This is a genomic window from Shewanella sp. GutDb-MelDb (assembly GCF_002836075.1).
Lineage (GTDB): Bacteria > Pseudomonadota > Gammaproteobacteria > Enterobacterales > Shewanellaceae > Shewanella.
Genome location: NZ_PJBM01000258.1, coordinates 65,323 through 92,049 on the forward strand (window position 1 = coordinate 65,323; position 26,727 = coordinate 92,049).

The window sequence follows — 26,727 nt, forward strand, 5'->3', positions numbered from 1 at the left end:
GGCTAAGAATAGTTGCTGAGATGAAAGTGAGTGTTAGGGGTAAAGCAAAAAGGTCTCAGCGATGAGTCGCTAGGACCTTCTTTATATTGAGTGCTCAATAAATACCATATCAACACTATATCAACACTATATCAACACTATATCAATGCCATGTCGGTGCTATTTAAGTCTTAAAGATAGATCCAACGCGCGCACGTGTTTGGTGAGGGCCCCGACGGAAATATAGTCGACACCGGTTTTGGCAAAGTCGCTAATGGTATTGAGTGTCACATCGCCAGAGACTTCAAGCTTTACGCCCATGCCTTTGGCTTTGTAATCATTGTTGAGCTCTACCGCTTCTAACATCATGGTGACATCAAAATTATCGAGCATGACGATATCTGACTCTGCGTCTAATGCTTGAGTTAGCTCATTGATACTCTCAACTTCCACTTCGACCGGCTTATTAGCATGTAACGCTCGAGCAGCAGCAATCGCTAAGGCGATACTGCCACAGGCCATGATGTGGTTTTCTTTAATTAAGAACGCATCAAATAGCCCAATACGATGGTTTTTACCGCCACCACAAGTAACTGCATATTTTTGCGCGGTTCTGAGCCCTGGAATCGTTTTGCGTGTATCTAACAGGTGCGTATGCGTCCCCGATAGACGATCGACATAATGCTTGGTTAATGTGGCAACACCAGAAAGCGTTTGAATAAAGTTCATTGCGGTGCGCTCACCGGTCAAAATAGCGCGTGCTGGTCCTTCTAGCTCACATAATAGTTGGTTTGGCACCACTAAATCGCCATCGTCCACATGCCAGTGCAGGGCGACATTACCACCGAGTTGATTAAATACTTGCTCGGCCCATGCTTTACCACAAAAAACACCCTCTTCACGCGTTATTAGCGTGGCTTGGGCTATTTTGTCTGCAGGGATGAGCTGCGCGGTAATATCGGCATCGAAACGTTGTGATAAAGATAGATTGGAGTGGTCATCTTGATGGCCTAAATCTTCGTCTAGTGCGGCTTTGACTGAGAGTCGGATGTCATTTTCAAGCATCTTAGGCTGTCCTTACTGACTAAATGTAGCAATGGAATAAGTGTATTTTATATCTGTAATCTTAACATAAAGCCTTGTGATATAGCCTAGCAATATTGTTTGAATGTTTTAGATGAATACATTTTTTATGCTGCTTATTGGGGACGCTTTTTCATGACGTTATTTTCTGGTGCTAGTTTCATCGCGGTGGTTTAAGCACCGTTTTATACGACCGTTTACCACTGTTTGGTTTGCCGTTTTAGTAAGGCTGAGTCGTTTAGCGGGTCTACAGTCATCAACTTTAACAGCGTGAAAGCGCTAACATTGGGCTGACTAGAGCGGCTATTATTGATGTGGCTAAGCCTAGATGTATTACATTAAAGCTTTGAATTTTAACAACAGCTTAGCTCAATTTATTAACTCAAAAAACAGCCCGAAAGATTGACCGCTACGATTAGGTTAGCTGCTATATTCATAGGGATAAACCTGATAAAGTGTGCATTATCTACGTCGGTTAATCGGGGTGTTTTTGCGTTATTCTCTTATTGATGGTTGGTTTACGCAGGCGCGCTTGTGTTTATCGCCACATTTTAACGCGCGGCCGCTAAATGAGGTCAGCTTATTAGTGGTGCATAATATAAGCTTACCAGCAGGTCATTTTGGTTTGCCTTATATCGACCAGCTTTTTCAAGGCTGTTTAGATGTGAGTGCACAGAGTGGTTTTAATGATTTGAACGGGCTACAAGTGTCGGCGCACTTTTTGATCCGGCGTGACGGCGAGCTAGTGCAATATGTGTCGTGTGATGACAGAGCTTGGCATGCTGGTGTGTCTGAGTATGACGGGCGGACGGGCTGCAATGATTTTGCCATCGGCATTGAGCTTGAAGGCACAGACGATATTGATTATACCGATAAGCAATATGTGTGTTTGGCACAGCTAGCTCGCAGCCTTATTGAGTATTATCCTAATTTAACGCCTGACAGCATTGTCGGGCATTGCGATATTGCACCCGGGCGGAAAACAGACCCCGGTGACAGTTTTGATTGGCAGCGTTTTAAAGGGTTGCTTTAGCACTTTTTATAACTGTTTTAGCAGCGCTTCTAGCACTGCTTTGACGGTAAATGGTCACACTTTTTAGGTTAGGCAATCGAGGGTGGAAAATCTATGGCTTTATTTTCATTATTAATCGCAATTTTTGTTGAACGCATGCGCTTGTTACCAGACGCTTTGCAGTTTGATGTGATCTTGTCTAAATACCATCAAACCCTGTTTGGTGATAAACAAGTTCGCTCAACCTTTATGATGGCACTGGCGCTGCTGTTACCAGCTTTATCAATCAACATCATCTCTTGGTTTATATCCGGAATGTTCTGGGGCGCGATTAGCTTAGTGCTGTGGGTGGCAATTGCAGTGTTATGCTTTAGTCATAACCAGCAAAGACAAGCGTTTAAACGCTATATTCAAGCGGCTTGTCGTGGTGATTCGCAGGCCTGTTTTAACTATGCTGCAGAGCTGGATTCGAGTACGTGTCTCGAGTCCGTCAGTGAGCAAGATCTTGGTGAACGTGTCGGCCAGAGCGTGGCTTGGATAAACTACCGTTATTACGGTGCCATTGCTTTGTATCTTATTCTGCTCGGCCCGGTGGGTTCAGTACTGTATTGTACTGTGCGCTTTTACAGTGAAGAGAATCGTAATCGCGATCTTGAATTACCCTTGGTTGATACGCTGTTATTTATTCTAGATTGGCTTCCAAGTCGCATCTTTGCTTTTGGTTATGTACTCAGTGGTCACTTTAGACTGGCTATTTCATCTTGGATTAGTCTGGCTTTTAACCCTAAAACGGCTGCCAGAGACATTATTACTAAAGTGGCTACCAAAGCAGAAACGCTGCCAGAATCCTCTTCTGCCCCCGTTTGCGTGCAATCGACCATTGCACTTTTACAGCTCAGTAAGCGTAATTTCATACTGCTTATTACCGTATTATCGCTGATGACTATTTTTGGTGTCGTGAGTTAAATACGATAGCAACTCGTAGCCTAAAATGTGCTGGATAAGAGGGCTTGCTATATAACGGTAGCCCTCTTTTTATTCGGGACCCTTATATCATTGCGGATGTTTCCGTGAGGCGTTAATGAACCACGGTTTGACGCGTTGCTCAACAACAATCAGCTAATTGGAACATTGGTCTGACCCCATCTTGAAAAAAATCAGCTATGCTCACACATCGCGCATGAATATGATGCAGATCACTAACTAGACATATAAAGTGTGATTTGATAAAGTGCGCTCAGTTAATGAAATTGGTAAGACCAATTTACAATAGGAGCTGAGGCCATATGGCTTATAGCAAAATAAACCAGCCAAAAATATCTGACGTCATCATGGGTCAGTTGGAACAGATGATCCTGGAAGGCAGTATTCAACCAGGGCAGAAGCTTCCACCTGAACGTGAATTGGCGCTGCAGTTTGAGGTTTCACGCCCCTCTTTGCGTGAAGCGATTCAAAAGCTAGAAGCAAAAGGCTTGTTGATGCGTCGCCAAGGTGGCGGTACCTATGTAAAAGAACAGTTATGGCAAAGTCTTGCCGATCCCATCGTTGAGTTAATGCATTCTGATTCAGAAAGTCAGTACGACTTACTGGAGTTTCGTCATGCCACTGAAGGCATGATGGCTTATTTTGCTGCACTTCGTGGTAACGACGCTGATATGCAAAATATCCAGCGTTGCATATTAGAAGTGGAAACAGCAGAAGAGATAGAAGCGCAAGCAGATTCAATTGTACGTTTTTATCGTGCAGTCGCCGAAGCATCTCATAACGTGGCGATGCTACACCTTGTCTTAAGTTTATCTCCTGTGCTGCATAAAAACGTGGCACAGAACTTAGAGCTTTTAAGCCGACGCGAAGAAGCCTCTACTATGGCGAACGAGCACAGACGAGCTTTGCTCGCTGCTATCGTGCGTCGTGATCCTGAAGCAGCCCGAGAAGCTTCCAATGAACACTTAAGTTACATTGAAGAAGTGATGTTGTCTGTAAGAGAAGAAGATAGCCGGTTGCAGCGTAGTCTGCGCCGCTTAAAAAGTGGTGCTTAGGGACTAAGTCAAACACCACTTTATTCATATAATTCATTATTATTAATGTATATAGGGAAGGACAGCGTCATGTCTGAACATATGCTACACGATTTAGATCCACTAGAAACTCAAGAATGGGTAGATTCACTGCAAGCGGTATTAGAGCAAGAAGGCCCTGAACGTGCGCACTACTTATTAGAAAAGTTGATTGATAAAGCCCGTCGTAATGGTACTCATCTACCTTATAAAGCGACGACCGCTTACTTGAACACGATTCCTTCAGGCCAAGAGCCACATATGCCTGGCAACCAGGAGATGGAGCGCCGTATTCGCGCTATCGTCCGTTGGAATGCGTTGGCGATGGTGCTACGTGGTTCTAAGAAAGATCTGGAGCTGGGTGGTCACATCTCAAGCTTTGCCTCTAGTGCAACCATTTATGACGTTTGTTTTAACCACTTCTTCCGCGGTCCAAATGAAAAAGACGGCGGCGATTTGGTTTATTTCCAAGGCCATATTGCTCCTGGTATCTATTCACGTTCTTTTCTTGAAGGGCGTATCACTGAAGATCAGATGAATAACTTCCGTCAGGAAGTTGATGGTAAAGGTCTGCCTTCGTACCCACACCCTAAGTTAATGCCTGACTACTGGCAGTTCCCTACGGTATCTATGGGTTTAGGTCCTATCCAAGCTATCTATCAAGCACGTTTCCTGCAGTATCTGACTGACCGTGGTATTAAAGATTGCTCTGAGCAAACGGTATATTGCTTCTTAGGTGATGGTGAGTGTGATGAGCCTGAAACATTAGGTGCTATCGGTCTTGCTGCACGTGAAGAGCTCGATAACCTTTGCTTCATCGTTAACTGTAACTTACAGCGCCTTGATGGTCCTGTGCGTGGTAACGGTAAGATAATCCAAGAACTTGAAGGCGAATTCCGCGGCGCAGGCTGGGAAGCGGTTAAAGTGATTTGGGGTCGTTATTGGGATCCACTACTTGCCCGTGATACTAGCGGCAAGTTATTGCAGTTGATGGAAGAAACCGTTGATGGTGAATACCAGAACTGTAAAGCTAAAGGTGGCGCTTATACGCGTAAGCACTTCTTTGGTAAGTACCCAGAGACTGCTGAAATGGTGGCTAACATGTCAGATGATGACATTTGGCGTCTAAACCGTGGTGGCCATGATCCAGTGAAGATTTTTGCTGCGCTTCAGCACGCTAAAAATACTAAAGGCCGTCCAACCGTTATCCTTGCTAAAACCGTTAAAGGTTACGGTATGGGTGATGCTGGTGAAGGCAAAAACATCGCGCATAACGTGAAGAAAATGGGCCTTGATTCCCTTAAATACTTCCGCGATCGTTTCAATATCCCAATTAGTGATGATCAGTTAGAAGATATTCCTTTCTATCATCCAGGTGCCGATTCAGAAGAAGTTCAATATCTTCAAGCGCGCCGCGCAGAATTACATGGTGCTATCCCTTCACGTCGTCAGAAGTTCTCTGGTGAGATTGAAGTGCCATCATTGAAGATCTTTGATTCGGTACTTAAAGGCTCAAACGGCCGTGAAATTTCAAGCACAATGTCATTTGTGCGTATTCTTACTGCACTGCTTAAAGACAAGAAAATTGGTAAGCAAATCGTACCGATTATCCCTGATGAAGCACGTACCTTTGGTATGGAAGGTCTATTCCGCCAGGTAGGTATCTATGCTCACGAAGGGCAAAAGTACATCCCACAAGATTCAGATCAAGTGGCGTACTACCGTGAAGATAAAACCGGTCAAGTACTGCAAGAAGGGATTAACGAGCTAGGTGCTATGTCATCTTGGGTCGCTGCGGCAACGAGTTACTCTGTTAACGACACGCCAATGATCCCGTTCTATATCTACTACTCAATGTTTGGTTTCCAACGTATTGGCGACATGGCTTGGGCTGCAGGTGATATGCGTGCGCGTGGCTTTATGATTGGTGGTACATCGGGTCGTACAACGCTTAACGGCGAAGGTCTACAGCATCAAGATGGTCACAGCCATGTGTTGGCTAACACGATTCCAAGCTGTATCTCTTATGATCCAACCTACGGTTATGAAATTGCGGTTGTGGTTCAAGACGGTATTCGTCGTATGTATGGTGAGCAGCAGGAAGATGTTTTCTACTACTTAACTACAATGAACGAAAACTACGAGCAACCAGCAATGCCTGAAGGCAGCGAGGAAGGTATCGTTAAAGGTATCTACAAGCTAGAAACCCTTCAAGGTAGCGGTAAAGGCGCAGTCCAGTTAATGGGCAGTGGCACCATTCTAGAGCAAGTGCGTAAAGCGGCAATTGCACTGTCTAAAGACTTCGGTATCTCTACTGACGTATACAGTGTTACTAGCTTCAATGAGCTAACACGTGATGGCCAAGCGGCAGAGCGTTACAACATGCTGCATCCAACTGAAACACCAAAAGTGCCTTATATCACAGAAGTGTTATCTAGCGATGCGCCGGCGATTGTAGCCACAGATTACATGAAGATTTACGGTGAGCAGCTACGCGCTTATATCCCAACAGATTACAAAGTGCTGGGTACCGACGGTTTCGGCCGCAGTGACAGCCGCGAGAACCTACGTCATCATTTTGAAGTTGATGCTAAGTTTATCGTTATTGCTTCACTTAAAGCGCTTGTTGATCGTAACGAGCTACCTGTTGATGTGCTTACCAAAGCCATCAAAGAATATGGTATCGATGTTGACAAGATCAACCCACAGTACGCGTAAGAGGGAAACAAAATGGCTGAATTAAAAGAAGTTTTGGTTCCTGATATCGGTGGTGATGACGTTCAGATTATCGAAATCTGTGTTGCTGTAGGCGATACGCTCGCAGCAGAAGAATCAATTATCACGGTTGAAAGCGACAAAGCGACCATGGATATTCCTGCACCTTTTGCTGGCGTATTAAGCGAGCTTAAAGTGGCAGTAGGCGATACCGTATCAGAAGGTACTTTGATTGCGATGATGTCTACCGCAGCAAGTGCAGCACCGGCAGTTGAAGTATCGGCTCCAGCGCCAGTCGCTGCAGCAGTTGCAGCTCCGGCTCCAGCTCCAGCTCCAGCTCCAGTAGCTGCACCTGCTACTCCGGTTGCTGGTGGTACTAAAATTATTGACGTGATGGTTCCTGATATCGGTGATGCAAGCGATGTTGAGATTATTGAAGTCCTAGTGGCTGTTGGTGACAAGATTGATGTTGACACCGGCTTGATTACTTTAGAGACAGATAAAGCGACCATGGAGGTGCCTGCACCTTCAGCGGGTATCGTTAAAGCACTTAAAGTGACCTTGGGTGACAAGGTCTCGATGGGGTCTTTAGTACTGACACTCGAAGTGGGTGATGCCGCTCCGGCAGCATCAGCTCCAGCGGTTGAGGCTCCTGTAGCCACGACTGTTGCCGTTAGCTCTGTGCAAGAGATTGCAGTACCAGATATTGGTGATGCAGCAGATGTCGACGTGATTGAAGTTCTGGTTGCCATTGGCGATGAAGTGACGCTCGATCAAGGTCTAATCACGCTTGAGACAGACAAAGCGACCATGGAAGTGCCTGCACCTGTTGCCGGTAAACTGGTTGGCCTGACGGTTAAAATCGGTGACAAGGTATCTCAAGGTAGCGTGATTGCGACCATTGAAGCGGTTTCTACCGCGCAAGTTGCCGCTGCTCCTGCAGCAAGTGTTCCGGCTCCAGTGGCAGTTGCTCCAGCTCCTGCAGTAAGCAAGCCACCCGTTCCGCATCACCCAAGTGCAGGTAGTCAACCTAAAACAGGTGCTGTACATGCTTCACCTGCAGTGCGCCGTTTAGCACGTGAATTTGGTGCTGACTTAACTCAGGTGACAGGTTCGGGTCGTAAAGGTCGTATTCTGAAAGAAGACGTTCAAGCGTTCATCAAGTATGAGCTCAGTCGTCCTAAAGCATCGGCCGCTACTGCTGTAGCGGGTGGCGCTGGCGGATTAAACGTGATTGCTGCACCTAAAGTTGATTTCGCTAAGTTTGGCGAAGTTGAAGAAGTGCCGTTAAGTCGTATTCAGAAAATATCTGGTCCTAATTTGCATCGTAACTGGGTGACTATTCCCCATGTGACGCAGTTTGATGAAGCCGATATCACTGAAATGGAAGCATTCCGTAAAGATCAAAACGCGATTGCTGCGAAGAAGAAAGCGGATTATAAGATCACGCCTTTAGTCTTCATGATGAAAGCGGTTGCTAAAGCGCTAGCTGAGTTCCCAGTATTTAACTCAAGCTTAAGTGCTGATGGCGAGTCGTTGATCAAGAAGAAGTACTTCCATATTGGTGTTGCGGTTGATACGCCGAACGGTCTTATGGTGCCAGTGGTGCGTGATGTCGATAAGAAAGGTATTATTGAACTTTCACGTGAGCTGATGGACATCTCACTCCGTGCGCGTGACGGCAAGCTTAAGTCTGCTGATATGCAAGGTAGCTGTTTCACTATTTCAAGCCTTGGTGGCATTGGTGGTACGGCATTTACGCCTATCGTTAACTACCCTGACGTGGCCATTTTAGGTGTGTCTAAATCTGAAATAAAGCCGAAATGGAACGGTAAAGACTTCGAACCTAAGTTAATGTTGCCGTTGTCATTATCTTACGATCACCGAGTTATTGATGGCGCGATGGCGGCACGATTCAGCGTCATGCTTTCAACCGTCCTCAGTGATATTCGCACGCTTATTTTGTAAAGTTGAAGGCTGCTCATGATGAGCAGCCTTTTTTCTATTACGACTAGGATTGTGATCAGTATCAAACAAAGGTTAAAATGCGGTCACCTACAAAGGGTCTGTTGATCTTTCATGGTTGTTTTTGCCACAGATTATTGGCTATTTTGGCAAGGCGAAGACTATGCGGTTTAGTCATTCTCCACAAATTGGCTGTAACGCAGTAAAAATAGCCAAGAAGCGCGGCCCTTCGGGTTCGTTTCAATGCCTTTATTACAGCGTTGTAAGCTTTTCGCTTAGCGAGCTAAGCGTCATCGCTAAAGCCTTGTACTAAAAGCATTGAATTCGAACAAAAACTAAGCTCGAAAGGTAAACAGACCCTAATTTGGCCACACTTTATCGTTGAGACGGTGCTCCCGCCAACGAAATAAAAAGAATAGAGGAAAACATGAGTAACGAAATCAAAACTCAGGTAGTTGTACTAGGCGCAGGCCCTGCGGGCTATTCATCGGCATTCCGTGCTGCGGATCTCGGCCTAGATACTGTCATCGTTGAACGCTTCAGCACATTGGGTGGCGTTTGTTTAAACGTTGGTTGTATCCCATCTAAAGCACTGCTTCATGTTTCTAAAGTGATTGAAGAAGCAAAAGCTGTTGCTGATCACGGTGTCGTTTTTGGTGAGCCAAAGATTGATCTTGATAAGCTTCGTGGCTTTAAAGATAAAGTTATTGGTCAGCTTACTGGCGGATTAGGCGGAATGTCTAAAATGCGTAAAGTTGATGTTGTTAATGGTCTAGGTAAGTTCACTGGCCCAAATACAATGGAAGTGACTGCGGAAGATGGCACGGTTACAGTGGTTAACTTTGACAATGCGATTATTGCAGCGGGTTCGCGTCCGATTAAACTGCCTTTCATTCCCCATGAAGATCCACGGATCTGGGATTCAACTGACGCGCTTGAGCTTAAAGAAGTTCCTGCTAAGCTGCTAGTTATGGGCGGCGGTATCATCGGTCTAGAAATGGGGACCGTTTACTCATCTCTAGGAAGCGAAATCGACGTAGTTGAAATGTTCGATCAAGTTATTCCTGCTGCAGATAAAGACGTTGTACGCGTATTCACTAAGCAAATTAAGAAGAAGTTTAACTTAATCTTGCAAACTAAAGTGACTGCAGTTGAAGCAAAAGAAGACGGTATCTACGTTACAATGGAAGGCAAGAAAGCACCTAGCGAACCTGTTCGTTATGATGCAGTACTGGTTGCTATTGGCCGTTCTCCAAACGGTAAAGGGCTAGACGCAGAGAAAGCAGGCGTTAATGTTGATGAGCGTGGTTTCATTAACGTTGATAAGCAGATGCGTACTAACGTCCCTAACATCTTCGCTATTGGTGACATTGTTGGTCAACCAATGTTGGCACACAAAGGTGTGCATGAAGGGCATGTTGCTGCTGAAGTTATTTCAGGTCTTAAGCACTTCTTCGACCCTAAAGTTATCCCTTCTATTGCCTATACAGACCCAGAAGTTGCTTGGGTTGGTCTAACTGAGAAAGAAGCAAAAGAGCAAGGTGTTGCTTATGAAACTGCGACTTTCCCTTGGGCTGCAAGTGGGCGTGCAATCGCATCAGATGCAAGCGAAGGCATGACTAAGTTAATCTTCGACAAAGAGACTCATCGTGTTATCGGTGGTGCTATTGTGGGTGTTAATGGCGGCGAATTACTCGGTGAAATTGGCCTAGCAATTGAAATGGGTTGTGATGCTGAAGACTTAGCATTAACCATTCATGCTCATCCAACATTGCACGAATCTGTTGGTCTTGCTGCAGAAATGTATGAAGGTTCAATTACTGACTTGCCTAACCCTAAGGCAAAAAAGAAAAAGTAAGCTTTTTCTAATGAATAAAGCGCTCTTATGAGCGCTTTTTTAATGCCTGTAACCCAGTAAATTCGGAGTTTTTCCAATCAAAGCGTGATTCTGTGTTACCTAAATGATACATTCAAGTTAATCTAATAAAGCCTAATATCCAAGCCACTTCAAAATACCCGTTTTAAAGCTTCTGTAGGGCCGTTGAATATGGCTGTGATTGAGAGAATGGTTATTTCCTTTTTTGATATCACTAACGCAGTGCAGGAATTTCACGGGAACTCCAGAAGGGTAAGGCATGAAGTCACATTTTTCTGTATTTTTGCTTATATAAGAATAAATATTGAACTCGAATAATGAGTATCAATTTCATGAAACCACCAAGGACGGTGGGAATGTCGTTTATGCAGGAGCAATTAACGACCTTTAACTCTGTCACTTCTCGACTTGCTGAATCCAGTATTTCGAGCTTGTATGGGGAAATACCTGTGAGAATAAGAATTATAAAAACATGGTTTAGCGTTGTCGTATTAGTGCTTATCTGTTCCGTACCGGCGTTCGCCAGTGGCGTTGTTCAGCGTATTTTTACCGCAAGTGATGGGTTGATTAACGGCACAGTATGGGATATTAGTTTTGATGCCCATGGTTTCACTTGGCTGGCGACAGAAGAGGGGCTTTACCGTGTTAGTAGCACCAAAATTAGAAGAATCGATCAGGTTGGTTTAGACTCAAAACTGAGTGATAACTTGATTCATTTAGTCTCTCCTTTAAGCAAACGTCATCTGCTGGTTAGTAGTTTCTACGAAATTTACCTTTACGATATTTACACCAATACTTTTACCGCTTTTGGTAGTAACACTCTTTTTCCTGAATTTGAAGGCTTGGGGATCATCTCTCAAGTTGAAGATGACTATGGCAACAGAATTCTGCTCACCAGAGAAGGCGAATTATTACGCTTTAACTACAGAAGAATGTCGTTAGAGCGGGTTAATTTTTTAAGCAGCAATCAGGATTACCCTTGGCGGGCAATATCAGCTATTTCAGACAATCGATTACTAGTGGCGACAGAAGGACGCATTGAGGTTAGAGATGAGGTTGGCGAACGGGTGGCAGTGTTGCCTTGGTCTGAAAGCGATGGTCGAATCGAGCAGATATTTAGAGATTCAAATAATCGAGTTTGGATCAGCTCCAGCAAGGGCTTCTTTGAGTTAATACAGCAGGATTTATCAATCCGCAAGGTTACGCAGCTACCTTATTATATTACTCATATAGCAGAGGACCAAAAAGGTTTTTTATGGTTGGCAACGCGATCAGGTTTATTAAAATGGTTGCCAGATGCACCGTCAGGCCAGCTTTATGGGAATGAGATAAAGCAAAAGTCGAATATCGATTACATACACGATATTGCGGTTGATGATACTGGCCTTATTTGGATCGGTGGCTCAGGCGATGGGGTTGCTGTATTGGCGGATAACCCCGACTTTTTACTGGAGCAATTTAGTAAGGCTGCACCCTACCAACTGCCAGATGAAGTCATTTGGTCTATCTATGCAGATAAAGAGAACGTGTGGTTTGGCACTGACGCTGGATTATTCCTCATCGATAGGCAAACGAAGCATCCCTATGTTATAACGCCGAAGAATATTGATCTAAACGACAGCATCTATCGCATTGAGCCACTGGATGAACAAAACATTCTGTTATCCAGCACCAACGGACTCTCTATCGTCAATAAAACGACTTTTCATACGCAGACGTTTGGCGATTGGATGGGAGGTTCGGGCACCTTAGAGAGTAAAACTGTTTACAGCACCTATTTTGATACACTCATTCAAGGTCGGATTTGGTTCGCTACCAATAGGGGACTATTTTTTTGGGATCCTGGCTTGGCAGAGCCGCAGTATGTCAACTTGAGTACTGATAGGAGCATCGTTCAACTACAGATAATTAAGCATGTAAACCGAGATAGTGCACAGAGGTTGTGGCTCGGGGGCGATCGGCTACTTGGGTATCTAGATAAACAAAACAATTTTCATGCCGTTACCATACCGCAGGCACTAGGATTGGACACTATTTCGGTTAAGACGATGAAAGAAGTCGAACCGGGTCTTTTTTGGATTGGGTTCAAAGATCATGGCGTTGTTGAATACAACTCGCAAACGGGTGATGCTCGGTCTTTGACTGAAGAGTGGAAGGTAAGCTGTGATAGTGTGTATTTTATTGAAGACGTTGAACAATATCGCATTATAGGTTGCCCACGTTCGATTATCCGATTCGATACTATGACGGATGAGATAATCGTTGTTGCCGCTGAAGATGGGTTCATTAGTGATGAGCTAAACGAAGGGGCGGTGTTTGTCTCTCCCGAAGGGCTATATGTAGGTACGCCAGATGGGGCGATGCTACTCGATGTAACCAAATTTAAGAACCGCATAGTAAAAGATACTATCTTGCTTGAGTCGATGGAAGTCTATTTCGAAGATCGCACCGAGGTTAACTTATTACCGCAAGAGGGTCATCGCATTTTACCTGGTGCACAATTGGTGAGCTTTCAACTGGCGAGAAACAATTACCTCAATGAGAAGCCGTTGCAGCTACAATACCGCTTACGCCGCGCTGAGGATAAAACAGGCGGTAGTTATATCTATCTCGACGGTCAATCGCAGTTAAATATTTCTGGCTTAGATGCGGGTACGCATGTGCTTGAAATTATTAGTGTGCAGAACGAAGTATGGTCAGCCGCTCCATTTTCTTTCTCTTTTGAAGTGGAAATGTACTGGTGGCAAACCCGCTGGTTTAAAGGTTTATTGCTGGTTGTCGTCTTATTGCTCGGGCTAGGCATTATCTTTGTTCGGCAGCGGCAGGTAATGACATTTAGAGGGATGAACTCCGCGCTTACAGAGAGTGAAAATAGATTAAAACAAGCATTAAGAGGCAGCAACTCTGAGTTATGGGAATGGCATCTAGAGACTGATATTTTTAGACTTGAAAATGTGGGCGGTTTATTGAGTAAGCAAGAAACTCAGGTTCATCTTAAGCTTGGCGAATTTCCTATTCATAACGAAGATAAGAGTAATGTGCTTACCGCTTGGAAAGATATGCTCGATGAGCGTACCGATCGCTTCGAAGTCGAGTACCGCTACTTGCGAAGTGATAAGCTTTGGGGTTGGGTGCGAGTATTAGGTAGACCTGTCGAACGTAATGAGTTTAATGGTAAAATTGAGCGTGTTGCAGGTATTTATACCGATATTTCTGAACAGCGCCAGCTAAAGGATGATGTCTATCTGTTGGCTCAAGCATTTGAAAATACATCTGAAGCGGTGCTTATCTACGACAGAGATGAATTAATCCAAGTCACCAATAAAGCAGCGCAAGATATATTAGGTTTCAATGCTAATACGCTCATTGGCCGATCATTTGCTGAGGTACTAAGGGGCAAAGAGTCGGGTACTCATATTGCTGATTTACTGCAACATGGCTTGAGCTGGACGGGGGAATGCACCGTGGCGTGCGCCAATGATCAGCAGTGCGTTGTTTGGCTTAATGTGTCGTCTATTTTAAATGCCACTGGGGAAGCGACGCATTATGTTGTGGTGTTCTCTGATATTACTGATCGTAAGCGCACTGAAGCTGATCTTCGTCGTCTGGCTAATTATGATGTACTCACAGGTTTGCCAAATCGTTCTTTGTTTTCGAGCAAATTATCTCATTCTATTTATCAGGCTGAAAAAGAGGGCGGTAAGCTCGCCTTGCTGTTTTTAGATTTAGATCGCTTTAAGCACGTTAACGATTCTTATGGTCATAGTATGGGCGATGCTTTGCTTGTTGAAGCCTCAAACCGCTTACAAGCGTTTATCACTAATGACAATGTTTTATGTCGTTTTGGCGGTGATGAGTTTGTTATTTTGCTGCGTAGCGATACGGAGCTCGATAGCATTAATCTACTCTGTGAACAGTTATTGGCGAGTATTCAAAAACCGTTTGATCTTTATGGGCGTGAGTTTTATATCTCAACCAGTATTGGTGTCAGCCTGTGGCCAGAAGATGCTAAACAGCCAGAAACACTGATCAAAAATGCCGATTTGGCGATGTATCATGCTAAAGATGAAGGCAAAGGAAACTTTAAATATTATTCCCAAGAGCGTAATGCCGAGGCGCTTTATCATTTAAGGTTGGAGACAGATCTACGTAAAGCCATTGAAAGAGATGAGTTTGAGCTTCACTTCCAACCACAGATAGATATTTTACAAAATGATAAGCTTGTCGGAGTGGAAGCCTTATTGCGGTGGAATCACCCTCAAGATGGCTATGTACGTACCGACATTTTTATCAAAGTCGCCGAAGCATGTGGGCTTATTGTTGATATTGATCGTTGGGTTATGCGTGAGGCTTGTCGCCATGGTGCCCGTTGGGCACAAATTTTAGATGAACCGCTTAAAGTCTCAGTTAATATCTCAGCATTGCATTTTCGCCAGCCCGATTTTATTAATGGTGTCGAGAAGAGCTTGGCAGAAACCGGAATGCCGAATCGTTCACTATCGCTTGAGATCACTGAAGGCGTATTGATGAAAGAGCTTGAAGTTGCTAAACAACACCTAAAAGAGCTTAAGAGTTTAGGGATCGATGTCGCGATCGATGATTTTGGGACCGGTTATTCCTCCTTGGCTTACTTACGTCATTTTGAAGTGAATACCTTGAAAATTGATCGCTCTTTCCTTATTGATATTGCGACTAATAAAGCCGATCAGGCCATTGCTAGCAGTATTATTGAGCTCGCAAGAAACTTAAAATTAGATGTAGTGGCTGAAGGTGTCGAAACTCATGAGCAGTTAGAGCAGGTCTTTAGTCGAGGTTGCTATGTCATACAGGGTTACTACTTTGCCAAACCGATGTCATGTACTGATTTAGATACTTACATGGCGATACGGCCAGAAGTTAATTTGCAGTCTAAGGCGGACCAACTTATGGCTCCTAGTGCCTAAGCCTTGCACAAGTTAATTAAATACCCTACGTTAAAACATCATTAGAAGAGTTGAATAAGTCATTATGAACCATAGAATTTTTATTCTTTGTTTGCTGGTATTTTGTCAGTCATATGCTAGCGCTACAGAACGGCCAAAAATTGGTTTAGTACTCAGTGGTGGCGGTGCAAAAGGTGCCGCGCATATTGGGGTGCTTAAAGTTCTGGAAGAGAACAATATTCCGATTGATTACATCACTGGTACCAGTATCGGTTCCTATGTTGGTGGCATGTATGCATTGGGTTATAGTGCTGCCGAAATAGAAGCTATCATGATGAAGACTGACTGGAATAAGGGCTATTCAGATACCATCCCGCGTGAAGAGCTGAGCTATAAAGATAAAGAGATCCGCGACAAATATAATATTCCGGTCAATGTCGGTTATAGCGATGAACAAGTCAAAATGCCTGCGGGTTTACTGCGCGGTCAGTCGATGTCGCAATTGCTGCGAAGCTCTACCAATTTGGTACATCAGTTTGGTCATTTCGATGATCTTTCAATCCCCTTTAGAGCGGTGGCTACCAACTTAGCGACCAGCCAAGCAGTGGTGTTAAGTGAAGGTAGCCTTGTGGCTGCAATGCAAGCCTCTTCATCGGTTCCGGGTGCACTACAACCTGCGGTTATCAACGGTATGTTATTGGTCGATGGTGGCATCGCCAATAATATGCCAATAGATGTGGTTAAAGCGATGGGCGCAGATATTGTTATTGCGGTCGATATTGGCTCGCCACTTGTCGGTAAAGAAGAGCTAGACAGTGCCATTGCAGTGCTCAATCAGTTATCGACTATGCTCACCAATGCCAGTTCTGAGAGACAAAAAGCGTTATTGTCGGATAAAGATATTCTTATTAGACCTAATATTGGTGAGTTAAGTACCACCGATTTTAGCATCATGCCCATCGCTCTCCCTTTAGGAGAGATAGCGGCAAGAGACCAATTAGATAAGCTAGGCAAATACAGTGTCTCTAAGCAGGAGTTTAGCGAGTATCTTGCTGCAAAGCGCAGCAAGAGCAAGGTATGGCTCGATGAGTTGAACCGGCCACTCATTAAGGTTATCTACGACAACGACTCTAAAGTGAGCGAAAAGTTACTTGCCGATAGCCTCAATTTGGATGTGGGTGATCATGTCACCGTCCAAACGCTTGAGGCGGGCATCGCCCGGATCTATTCGTTGGACAAATTTGAGCGAGTTGATGCCGAGTTTGAAGATACGCCTGATGGAAGAGTGCTAACCGTTTCAACTAAAGCAAAGTCTTGGGGACCGAATTATTTCCAATTAGGTTTTAGTTGGGAAGATGATTTTAGCCTCGATTCAGTCATTTCATTAGATGTGGCGTATACCATGACGGACTTGACTGAAAATGGCGGTGAATGGCGCAATGAGATCTCCTTAGGCTTCGATAAATTTTTAGGTTCTGAGTTTTATCAGCCTTTGTCGAAAGATCAAGATTACTTTAGTCGAGTACGAGTGGAGTACGAACTTAAAGATTGGGGTTTTTTTGAAGATAACAGCCGTGTTCTTCAGCTTAAGCAAGCAGCTTATCTCGCTGAAATTGGTATAGGTTGGAATTATACCCAAAACGGTAAAGTTGAGGTCGGATTATTGGGTGAGTTAGGTAGCTTAGATAATGACCTTTGGCAACTTGGTACGGTCGATTATGATAGTTACGGCGGTTACTTTAAATTTGCCTACGACGATCTCAATAGTATTAACTTCCCGACATCGGGTAATCGCTTTACGCTAAATATGTATCTTAGAAAAGAGGGTTACGATCAAGATATTACCTCAGAGTCCTCTGACGTTTCATTACAAATTGAAGCAGATTGGCGTGGCGCCGTCGGTGTTGGTAACCATGCTTTCGTTGGTATAGCCTCATTTGCGACGGTCGATAAAGATGGCGCCTTCACAGTCAATGTCTCTGAATTAGGCGGCTTCTTAAATCTTTCCGGTTATCATAAAAATGCCCTTTATGGCTCACATAAAGTGTTCGGGGCTTTTGTGTATCAATATGATTTAGGGCGTGATGTATTAGGCATGACAGAGTATCCACTCTATCTAGGAACCAGTATCGAAGCGGGTAACGTCTGGAATCAAAAAGATAATGTGTCATTAGATGATCTTATTTATGCAGGTAGTATTTTCCTTGGTATAGACACTAGCGTTGGGCCTGCAGCACTTGGCTTTGGTGCTTCAGATGACGGTGAGAAAACGATATTCCTGTTTATTGGTAAGAACTGGTAATCAAGAAGTGAGCGGCTTCAGACCGCTTGAAATAACATTAATATAATGTGACAAGAATGGGCTTAATAGTCTAAAACATAGAGAGAAATATGAATTAGACGATTGTTTTTACGAAAAGTAGAAGCAATTTATTAAAGGACTAAATCGGGGATAAATATGAATAAGGTAAGTCAATTAGCATTGTGCGTAGCATTAACGTTAGGTGTTGCAGGATGTGGCAGTAGCGATAAAGACAGTATTACAGAAAGTGCCACTTCAATGGTGGTTTCTGGAGTTGAAAAAGCCAATTTTGACCCAGCTGTGCGTCATCAAGATGATTTCTACTACAGCGTGAATGGCACTTGGTTAGCGAACACACCTATCCCTGCTGATAAATCTAATTACGGTTCATTTTCCGTTCTTTATGAACAAAGCCAAGAAGCACTTAAAAAAATTATTGATGCCGCAGCTGCTAAGCCAAACAAGGCAAAAGGTAGCAGTGAGCAAAAAGTGGGTGATTTTTATGCGAGCTTCATGGATACCGACGCCATTGAGGGGTTAGGGATCTCACCGCTAAAAGATCAGCTGTCAGATATTGCCTTTGCATCAACTCACAACGATATAGCGACTTTAATGGGCAGTTTATTGGTACATGGTTCAACGGTGCCATTCGGTTTTTACGTCAATAACGATGCTAAAAACTCGAGTCAATATGGGGTCTATCTGTATCAATCAGGTCTCACATTGCCAGATAGAGATTACTACCTAAAAGATGATGAGAAATTTACTGCAAATCGTGCAGCATTAATTCAATACGTCGATGACCTGATGACCAAAGCGGGCTATAGCGATCCAAAGCGCGCGAGCGAAAGTGTGGCTAAGATTGAAAAGTTTATCGCCGCAAGTCAATGGAGCCGTGTTGAGTCGCGTGATGCCAATAAAAGTTATAACAAGATGGACCGTCAACAGCTGCAAGATTTAGTTGAAGGTTTTGACTTTGTGCAGTTCTCAGCGGGAGCAGACATCGACAAAGTGACGGACGTGATTGTGCGTCAGCCATCTTACTTTGAAAAGTTTGGCAAAGAGTTTAGTCAATTTAGCGTGTCCGAGTGGCAAGACTATTTAGCTTTTCATCTGGTGGATGATTACGCAGAACTATTGAGTAAAGATTTCGTTGATCTCCATTTTGCTTTCCATGGTAATACCTTAATGGGTATCGAAGAGCAGAAGCCACGCTGGAAGAAGGGTGTTGATGCAGCTGACCAAGTGATTGGTGAGCTGGTGGGCGAAGAGTATGTTAAGCAAAACTTTAAGCCCGAAGCTAAAGCCAAAATGGAAGAGATGATCCAAAACCTGATCAAAGGATTTGAGGTCAGCATCAATGAACTGGAGTGGATGACGCCTGAAACTAAGCTCGCCGCTCAAGAAAAACTGGCGAAGTTTACCTATAAGATCGGCTACCCTGATAAGTGGAAAGATTATACGGCACTCGACATTGAAGCTAACGACTTAGTCGGCAACTATCAACGCTATGCTCAATTTGAGTACAAAGCGATGTTAGCTAAATTGGGTCAACCGATTGATCGTACTGAGTGGCACATGACGCCACAAACGGTGAACGCTTACTATAGTCCTGTGATGAATGAAATAGTGTTCCCTGCCGCAATCCTGCAACCACCATTCTTTAATATGGATGCTGATGATGCGATTAACTATGGTGGCATCGGTGCTGTTATCGGTCATGAGATCAGCCATGGTTTTGATGATCAAGGCGCTAAATATGATGGTGACGGTAACCTTCGCGATTGGTGGTCAGATAAAGACCGTGAAGAGTTCCAAAAGCGTGCCGCGCAGTTGTCAAAGCAGTACGCAGGTTATGAAGCCATGCCGGGTAAGTTCGTTAATGGTGATTTAACCTTAGGCGAAAACATTGGCGACTTAGGCGGTTTAACCGTGGCAGCTCGCTCTTATGCGATGAGTCTTAATGGTAAACCATCGCCGGTAATAGAAGGCTTAACGGGTGAACAACGCTTGTTCATTGGTTGGTCTCAAGTCTGGCGTCGTAACTACCGAGATGAAGAGCTTGGCCGCCGTTTAATGACCGATTCACATTCACCGAGCCATTTCCGCGCGATGGGCACACCACGTAATATCCCTGCTTTCTATGAAGCATTTGATTTGAAAGAGGGCGATAAAATGTTCTTAAGCGAAAGCGATCGCGTTAAGATTTGGTAAGCTAACATTAGATACTGATCTCAATAAGTAAAAAAAGCCCATCTTTCGATGGGCTTTTTAATTCTCGCTGAATTCGCAACTATTTAATGGAATTGGTATGTCGAGCGAGGAACTCAGGTAGTTGCTCTAGACTCGCTAACTGATGATGAGCGATGACCCACTTGGTTAAATCCGCCAATTTGGGCTCAGGGATGGCAATTGTTTGCATATTGGCAGCGCGGGCTGCGACCAGTCCATTAAATGAATCCTCAATCGCTAAGCAATGGATAGGATCAATATTGAGCGCAGCAGCGCAATTTAAATAGACCTCAGGATGCGGCTTACCATAAGTTAAATATTCAGCAGACTTAATGGCTTGAAAGTATGAATTTATTGATAGTTTGTTTAAAACAGCATTAATAATATCGCTAGAAGAGGACGTCGCCAAGCCGATTTTAAGGCCGTGTTCTTGGCAAGTATCAAGCGCGGCGATGACGCCTCGCATAGGTGTACCTTCGACTAAAATATGCATGATAACTTGCTCTACAATGGCTTGGGCTGTTTGTTCGTTGTCATAGTTAGGCCAAGGAAAGCGGGCATACCAAAATGCGACGACGTGATCGATTCTTAGTCCGGTCGTTTCGACAGTATCTTCAATTGAGATGTTTAAACCGAGTTCCGACATCACCTTATGTTCGGCAATTTGCCATACAGGTTCAGAGTCAATTAGCACTCCATCCATGTCGAAAATAACGGCTTTTAACTCAGGTGTGGTCATAAGTCTCCAATTATGTTCATTATAACATTGGTGAATAGTAGTAGTTTATTCTAGTGAATATTCAAATAATACTAAGGTTAATGGCATATTTAACGACATCAATAGTGAGATATAACCAATAATAATGGCAGTTTATTAGTGCTTAACTCTTTGAATAAAATAACGAATAAATTCATTTAACACTATGGTCTAGTTTTCTTTTTGGGATGAACAGCTTAAAGTGTGACCATCTTGCCTCTTGAGCATGATTTATCACTTGTCCAAGTGTGATCTGATTCATACTTTTGCAAAGCTGTAGTATAATACGCCTCGAAATAAGGGTCGAGCCTGCCGAGTCGTCAGTTCCAATGTGAAGACGAGCAGTTTCGTTGTGAGAACGCCAAAAAAGAGGAATATTGCCATGCTAGAAGCATATCGTAAACACGTCGCAGAACGTGCTTCAGAGGGCGTAGTCCCTAAGCCATTAGATGCCCAACAAGTGGCACTACTAGTCGAATTGGTAAAGAATCCACCTGCAGGTGAAGAAGCGTTTCTTCTTGATCTGATTGAAAACCGTATCCCACCAGGTGTTGATGAAGCTGCATATGTAAAAGCAGGCTTTTTAGATGCTGTCGCCAAAGGCGAAGTCTCATCAAGCATTCTGTCATCTGCGCGAGCTGTTGAGCTGCTTGGTACTATGATGGGTGGTTATAACATTGAACCGCTTATTGCTCAGTTAGATAACGATGCGCAAGCACCGCTGGCTGTTAAAGCGTTGTCTCACACGTTATTGATGTTTGATTCTTTCCATGACGTAGTGGAAAAAATGCAGGCGGGTAACGACTACGCTAAACAAGTTGTTCACGCATGGGCTGACGCTAAATGGTTCCTATCGCGTCCTAAGCTTGCCGAAAAGATATCTCTGACCGTCTTTAAAGTGTCAGGCGAGACTAATACCGATGATTTGTCACCTGCACCAGATGCATGGTCACGTCCTGATATTCCTTTGCACGCATTAGCGATGCTAAAGAATGCTCGTGAGGGAATTGTTCCTGATACAGCTGGTACCGTTGGTCCAATTAAAGAGATTGCATCACTTAAAACCAAGGGTTTCCCATTGGTTTATGTCGGTGATGTTGTTGGTACGGGTTCTTCACGTAAATCAGCGACTAACTCAGTGCTTTGGTTCATGGGTGATGATATCCCTAATGTGCCTAACAAGCGTGCGGGTGGTTTCTGTTTAGGTGGCAAGATCGCACCAATCTTCTTCAACACAATGGAAGATGCTGGTGCGTTACCTATTGAGCTAGACGTTAGCAAGATGGAGATGGGTGATGTTATTGATATCTACCCATACCAAGGTGTTGTTAAGCGTCACGATAGCGATGAAATTATCTCTGAATTTTCGCTAAAGACCGAAGTGTTGATGGATGAAGTTCGTGCAGGCGGTCGTATTCCATTGATCATTGGCCGTGGTCTTACTGACCGTGCTCGTGAAACACTCGGCGTTGAAGCTTCTACTGAATTTGTGCGTCCAAAAGATGTGGCAGATACAGGCAAGGGCTTTACCCTTGCCCAGAAGATGGTCGGTAAGGCGTGCGGCGTTAGTGGTATTCGTCCAGGCCAGTACTGTGAACCTAAGATGTCATCTGTTGGTTCACAAGATACTACGGGTCCTATGACGCGTGATGAGCTTAAAGACCTTGCATGTCTTGGTTTTAGTGCTGATTTGACGATGCAGTCTTTCTGCCACACAGCCGCTTATCCAAAGCCTATTGATGTGAACACACATCATACTCTGCCTGATTTCATTATGAATCGTGGCGGTGTTTCTCTGCGTCCTGGTGACGGGGTGATCCACTCATGGTTGAACCGTATGTTGTTGCCAGATACCGTAGGTACGGGTGGTGATTCACATACTCGTTTCCCAATTGGTATCTCATTCCCAGCCGGTTCAGGTCTGGTCGCATTTGCTGCGGCAACAGGTGTAATGCCACTGGATATGCCTGAGTCGATTTTGGTGCGCTTTAAAGGCGAAATGCAACCGGGTATGACGTTACGTGACTTGGTACATTCTATTCCGCTTAAAGCCATTGAGATGGGTCTGTTGACGGTAGAGAAGAAAGGTAAGGTCAACGCCTTCTCTGGTCGTGTATTAGAAATTGAAGGTCTTGAACAACTTAAAGTTGAGCAAGCGTTTGAGCTTTCTGATGCATCCGCTGAGCGTAGTGCTGCGGGTTGTACTATTAAGCTTGATAAAGAGCCAATCATCGAATATCTAACCTCTAACATCGTGATGTTGAAGTGGATGATTGCTGAAGGTTATGGCGATCGTCGTACTATTGAACGTCGTGTCATTGCGATGCAAGAGTGGCTAGCAAACCCTGAATTAATGGAAGCTGACAGCGATGCTGAATACGCAGAAATTATCGAAATTGATTTGAGCGAAATCAAAGAACCTATTCTTTGTGCGCCAAACGATCCAGATGATGCCGTGTTACTTTCATCAGTGGTTGATACTAAGATTGACGAAGTCTTCGTTGGTTCTTGTATGACTAACATCGGTCACTTCCGTGCAACGGGTAAGATGTTGGAGAAGTTTGCTACGACTCTGCCTACACGTTTGTGGATTGCGCCTCCAACTAAGATGGATCGTGATCAACTTACTGAAGAGGGCTATTATGCTATCTTCGGTCGTGTCGGTGCTCGTATTGAGATCCCTGGATGTTCGCTGTGTATGGGTAACCAAGCACGTGTTGCTGAAGGTGCAACGGTAGTTTCTACTTCTACCCGTAACTTCCCCAATCGTCTTGGTACGGGTGCCAATGTATATTTGGCGTCAGCTGAGCTTGCGGCTGTTGCAGCGTTACTCGGTCGTTTACCATCGCCTGATGAGTACCAGACATACGCTAAAGAGTTAGATGCAACTGCAGCTGACACTTACCGTTATCTGAACTTCGATCAAATTGCATCGTACACAGAAAAAGCGGGCGAAGTTATCTTCCAGTCTGCTGTTTAAGATGTAAGTTTGTGTCTAGTACGAAAAAGGCCAGCTAATTAGCTGGCCTTTTTTATGACTCGACATTTATAACTTATAGACAATAAGCACCTTAGGGATATAGGCAGATATTGCTCAGTACCGCAAATTTCAAATACTTAATGACTGATTAAGTGTGCTTAGTGTGCAGCACTTCTAACAGCTTATCTTCAAGCGCAAAACGTGTTTCCATCGCATGCCCAAGTGATGACAAATCTTTATCTAGGTGAAACAGCACTTTTTCGTCGTCGGCTTCGGTGTACTTGTCGTTGAAGTCGAGCGCAGTGTCAGTTGTTTCGCTAATCTGTGGAACCAATTGCTGCGCAATCTCTTGGCTTGAGCTGCCATTCTTCTCGCAAGCCGTGACGACTTGGTTATAAATTTCGAAATGGCCTTCAGAGACGTAGTCCATTAATTGATCGCAAAATGCTTTAACGGAATCAAATGCGGGTAAGGAATTCTCTGAAACTTCATATGGAGGAATACCAGCGATTTGGCAGTAGTTGATCAGTAGCTTACGACGATTGTTTAACCATTGATCTATAAGAGTATTTGAACCACCCCATTTTTGTTCGGCTTTCTCTAACTTTCTTAGCATGATCTTCCCCAGTAAGAATCTATCCCTAACATCTAATGTAGGGACAAGTACTGTGTTGATCAACTACTTTTCGACGATTTAGGCGGAATAACTGAATGGACATACCAGCTAGCAGGTAAGGCTGGGGCGCTAAAAAGAAAAAGCCCAGTGATAGAATTCTATCGCTGGGCGAGTATAGTTTTTGCAGGCTCGATGCGACGAGCTCTTGATTGTTCTTGCTAGCGCAGACTTTTTATACCAAAGCTAAGCACTGGGTGCAACTTTTTTCTGTCACATTGAGAGCTATACAGCGTGCGTTAAGCTCTATTGTGGGCCTATATCGCACTTTTACTTGATATGAGATCTCACATTAACGACTTACAAATAAGGTGGTTAGGCAGATAATAATGTTAACTTCGACCTCGCTGGGGCTATTTGTCGAGTTACGGGTCACATAATTTCACCGATAGAGGTTACTTTATTAACGTAAATGCTAAACTACTGTGCAAGTGGATATCAATATAAGTTTAGGAATCAAGCCAAATGGCAGAATTAAAGAATGATCGTTATTTACGTGCTTTATTAAAACAGCCTGTCGACAGAACACCTGTCTGGATGATGCGTCAAGCTGGTCGTTATCTTCCTGAGTACAAAGCAACCCGCGCTCAAGCCGGTGATTTCATGTCGCTTTGTAAAGACAAAGATTTGGCTTGTGAAGTGACCTTGCAACCACTACGTCGTTATGACCTAGATGCTGCGATTTTATTCTCTGATATTCTGACTATTCCTGATGCGATGGGACTTGGTCTGTATTTTGAAACTGGCGAAGGCCCACGCTTTCAACGTCCAACCGATACTATCGACTCAATCAAAAAGCTTTGCATCCCAGATCCAGAAGACGAGCTTGGTTATGTGATGCGTGCTGTCAGCACCATTCGTCGTGAGCTTAAAGGCGAAGTGCCTTTGATTGGTTTCTCTGGCTCTCCTTGGACACTAGCGACTTACATGGTTGAAGGCGGTTCAAGCAAGACTTTCGAAAAGATCAAGAAAATGGCTTATGAAGAGCCAAAAACATTGCACATGTTGCTTGATAAGCTAGCTGACTCAGTCATCTTGTACCTGAACGCTCAGGTTGCTAACGGTGCTCAGTCACTTATGATCTTTGATTCATGGGGCGGTGCACTTTCTCACCACGCTTACCGTGAATTCTCACTGCGTTATATGCAGAAAATCGTTGATGGCTTAACTCGCCATGCAGACGGTCGTCAAGTGCCAGTGACTCTGTTCACCAAAGGTGGCGGACTATGGCTTGAATCTATGGCTGAAACAGGTTGTGATGCCTTAGGTCTAGATTGGACTGTTGATATCGGTGATGCACGTCGTCGTGTTGGGCATAAAGTTGCTCTTCAAGGAAACATGGACCCATCTGTACTTTACGCCTCTCCTGAGCGTATTCGTCAAGAAGTAGAACAGATTCTATCTTCTTACGGTGAAGGTACTGGCCACGTATTTAACTTGGGCCATGGTATTCACCAACATGTTGATCCTGAGCATGCGGGCGCGTTCATCAACTCAGTTACTGAGTTGTCAGGTAAATACCACAAGTAAGCCACTACTTCAGTAGTTTGGTTTAAAAGGCTCAGTTTACTGGGCCTTTTTTGTGGACGCTATTTGATGATATCTAGAGTATTTTGTGCTTCGATAGGAGTCGGTTTAACACCTAATCGGTTGCTGTTCAATTCTAAAGTCACTGCCTTTTCTGGGCTGACTTTCGATGTCACCGTTTTAAAGCGATAACTGTTGCCTCACAATCGACAGTCGCACCCCAAGTTGTGGCAATGCCGTTTGAGTCGCTGCTGCTTTCCTGTAGTGGCAATAATAGCTAAGTGTCGATATAACCTTGCAGTGATGTGAGCGGGGTCTTTAAGTCGTGCGACAGGTGCAACATAAACTCATGCCGTTATTCTTCTTGTAGGTAAATAGCTTTAATAATTATTATTAAAAAATCAATAATGGTCATTATATTTCTACTTGAGGACTCGTACTTTATAAAATAAAACATGTGTTAATGAATAGTAATGATTAGGAATGAATATCATTTAAATTAATGTATTAAAATGGTAGTCGATGAAATGTTCTGAGCAAGGTTTAAGATGTAATTATTACTGCATCGTAATATACAATTTCTTTGTTTTATTAAGTTTATATGCAATGAGTAAATTAGGGCTAGTGATTTTTATTCTAAACGATTT

The 26,727-nt window shown here is 43.9% G+C and carries 14 protein-coding genes and 1 pseudogene; 11 read left to right on the plus strand and 4 right to left on the minus strand.

Going from position 1 to position 26,727, the window contains the following annotated elements; genetic code table 11:
- Positions 1–159: 159 nt before the first annotated feature.
- Positions 160–1,044: a carboxylating nicotinate-nucleotide diphosphorylase gene (nadC, locus tag CXF82_RS18745; RefSeq protein WP_101090700.1), complete on the minus strand. Its 885-nt coding sequence runs from the start codon at positions 1,042–1,044 to the stop codon at positions 160–162.
- A gap of 508 nt (positions 1,045–1,552) precedes the next feature.
- On the opposite strand from nadC, the gene ampD reads away from it, so the two are divergent.
- The 9 genes from ampD (at position 1,553) to CXF82_RS18790 (ending at position 20,125) form a co-directional block, all read left to right on the plus strand.
- Complete coding sequence (gene ampD / locus CXF82_RS18750) at positions 1,553–2,095, plus strand: 1,6-anhydro-N-acetylmuramyl-L-alanine amidase AmpD (protein ID WP_102044744.1); 543 nt, start codon at positions 1,553–1,555, stop codon at positions 2,093–2,095.
- 93 nt (positions 2,096–2,188) lie between these two features.
- Positions 2,189–3,040 (plus strand): beta-lactamase regulator AmpE, encoded by an 852-nt coding sequence (ampE, locus tag CXF82_RS18755; RefSeq protein WP_101090698.1) that lies wholly within the window; start codon positions 2,189–2,191, stop codon positions 3,038–3,040.
- Positions 3,041–3,360: 320 nt separating this feature from the next.
- The gene (gene pdhR, locus CXF82_RS18760) at positions 3,361–4,113 is read left to right on the plus strand and encodes a pyruvate dehydrogenase complex transcriptional repressor PdhR (protein ID WP_101090697.1); all 753 of its coding nucleotides are present in this window, start codon (positions 3,361–3,363) and stop codon (positions 4,111–4,113) included.
- Positions 4,114–4,182: 69 nt separating this feature from the next.
- A complete protein-coding gene (gene aceE / locus CXF82_RS18765; RefSeq protein ID WP_101090696.1) occupies positions 4,183–6,849 on the plus strand; it encodes a pyruvate dehydrogenase (acetyl-transferring), homodimeric type in 2,667 nt (888 codons plus the stop codon).
- Positions 6,850–6,861: 12 nt separating this feature from the next.
- Entirely contained in the window at positions 6,862–8,814 is a 1,953-nt protein-coding gene (gene aceF / locus CXF82_RS18770; RefSeq protein ID WP_102044745.1) for a dihydrolipoyllysine-residue acetyltransferase, read from the plus strand.
- Positions 8,815–9,238: 424 nt separating this feature from the next.
- The gene (lpdA, locus tag CXF82_RS18775) at positions 9,239–10,669 is read left to right on the plus strand and encodes a dihydrolipoyl dehydrogenase (protein ID WP_101090694.1); all 1,431 of its coding nucleotides are present in this window, start codon (positions 9,239–9,241) and stop codon (positions 10,667–10,669) included.
- Positions 10,670–11,136: 467 nt separating this feature from the next.
- Entirely contained in the window at positions 11,137–15,630 is a 4,494-nt protein-coding gene (locus tag CXF82_RS18780; protein ID WP_102044750.1) for an EAL domain-containing protein, read from the plus strand.
- Positions 15,631–15,694: 64 nt separating this feature from the next.
- Positions 15,695–17,911, plus strand: a complete 2,217-nt coding sequence (locus CXF82_RS18785) for a patatin-like phospholipase family protein (RefSeq protein WP_102044746.1) — start codon at positions 15,695–15,697, stop codon at positions 17,909–17,911.
- A 156-nt stretch (positions 17,912–18,067) separates the two neighbouring features.
- A complete protein-coding gene (locus CXF82_RS18790) occupies positions 18,068–20,125 on the plus strand; it encodes a M13 family metallopeptidase (RefSeq protein WP_102044747.1) in 2,058 nt (685 codons plus the stop codon).
- A gap of 79 nt (positions 20,126–20,204) precedes the next feature.
- Here the strand turns inward: CXF82_RS18790 and hxpB are convergent, their stop codons facing one another.
- On the minus strand, positions 20,205–20,882 hold the full coding sequence (gene hxpB / locus CXF82_RS18795) for a hexitol phosphatase HxpB (protein WP_102039880.1): 678 nt from the start codon (positions 20,880–20,882) through the stop codon (positions 20,205–20,207).
- A gap of 400 nt (positions 20,883–21,282) precedes the next feature.
- On the opposite strand from hxpB, the gene acnB reads away from it, so the two are divergent.
- The gene (acnB, locus tag CXF82_RS18800) at positions 21,283–23,880 is read left to right on the plus strand and encodes a bifunctional aconitate hydratase 2/2-methylisocitrate dehydratase (protein WP_102039879.1); all 2,598 of its coding nucleotides are present in this window, start codon (positions 21,283–21,285) and stop codon (positions 23,878–23,880) included.
- Between the two features lie 148 nt (positions 23,881–24,028).
- Here acnB and rsd read toward each other — a convergent pair whose 3' ends face one another.
- Positions 24,029–24,496: a sigma D regulator gene (gene rsd, locus CXF82_RS18805; RefSeq protein WP_101090689.1), complete on the minus strand. Its 468-nt coding sequence runs from the start codon at positions 24,494–24,496 to the stop codon at positions 24,029–24,031.
- Positions 24,497–25,018: 522 nt separating this feature from the next.
- Here rsd and hemE point away from each other — a divergent pair.
- Positions 25,019–26,083: a uroporphyrinogen decarboxylase gene (gene hemE, locus CXF82_RS18810; protein WP_101090688.1), complete on the plus strand. Its 1,065-nt coding sequence runs from the start codon at positions 25,019–25,021 to the stop codon at positions 26,081–26,083.
- A 274-nt stretch (positions 26,084–26,357) separates the two neighbouring features.
- Here the strand turns inward: hemE and CXF82_RS22810 are convergent.
- A pseudogene (locus CXF82_RS22810) lies at positions 26,358–26,426 on the minus strand (histidine kinase dimerization/phospho-acceptor domain-containing protein); the annotation flags it as partial.
- Positions 26,427–26,727: the final 301 nt, after the last annotated feature.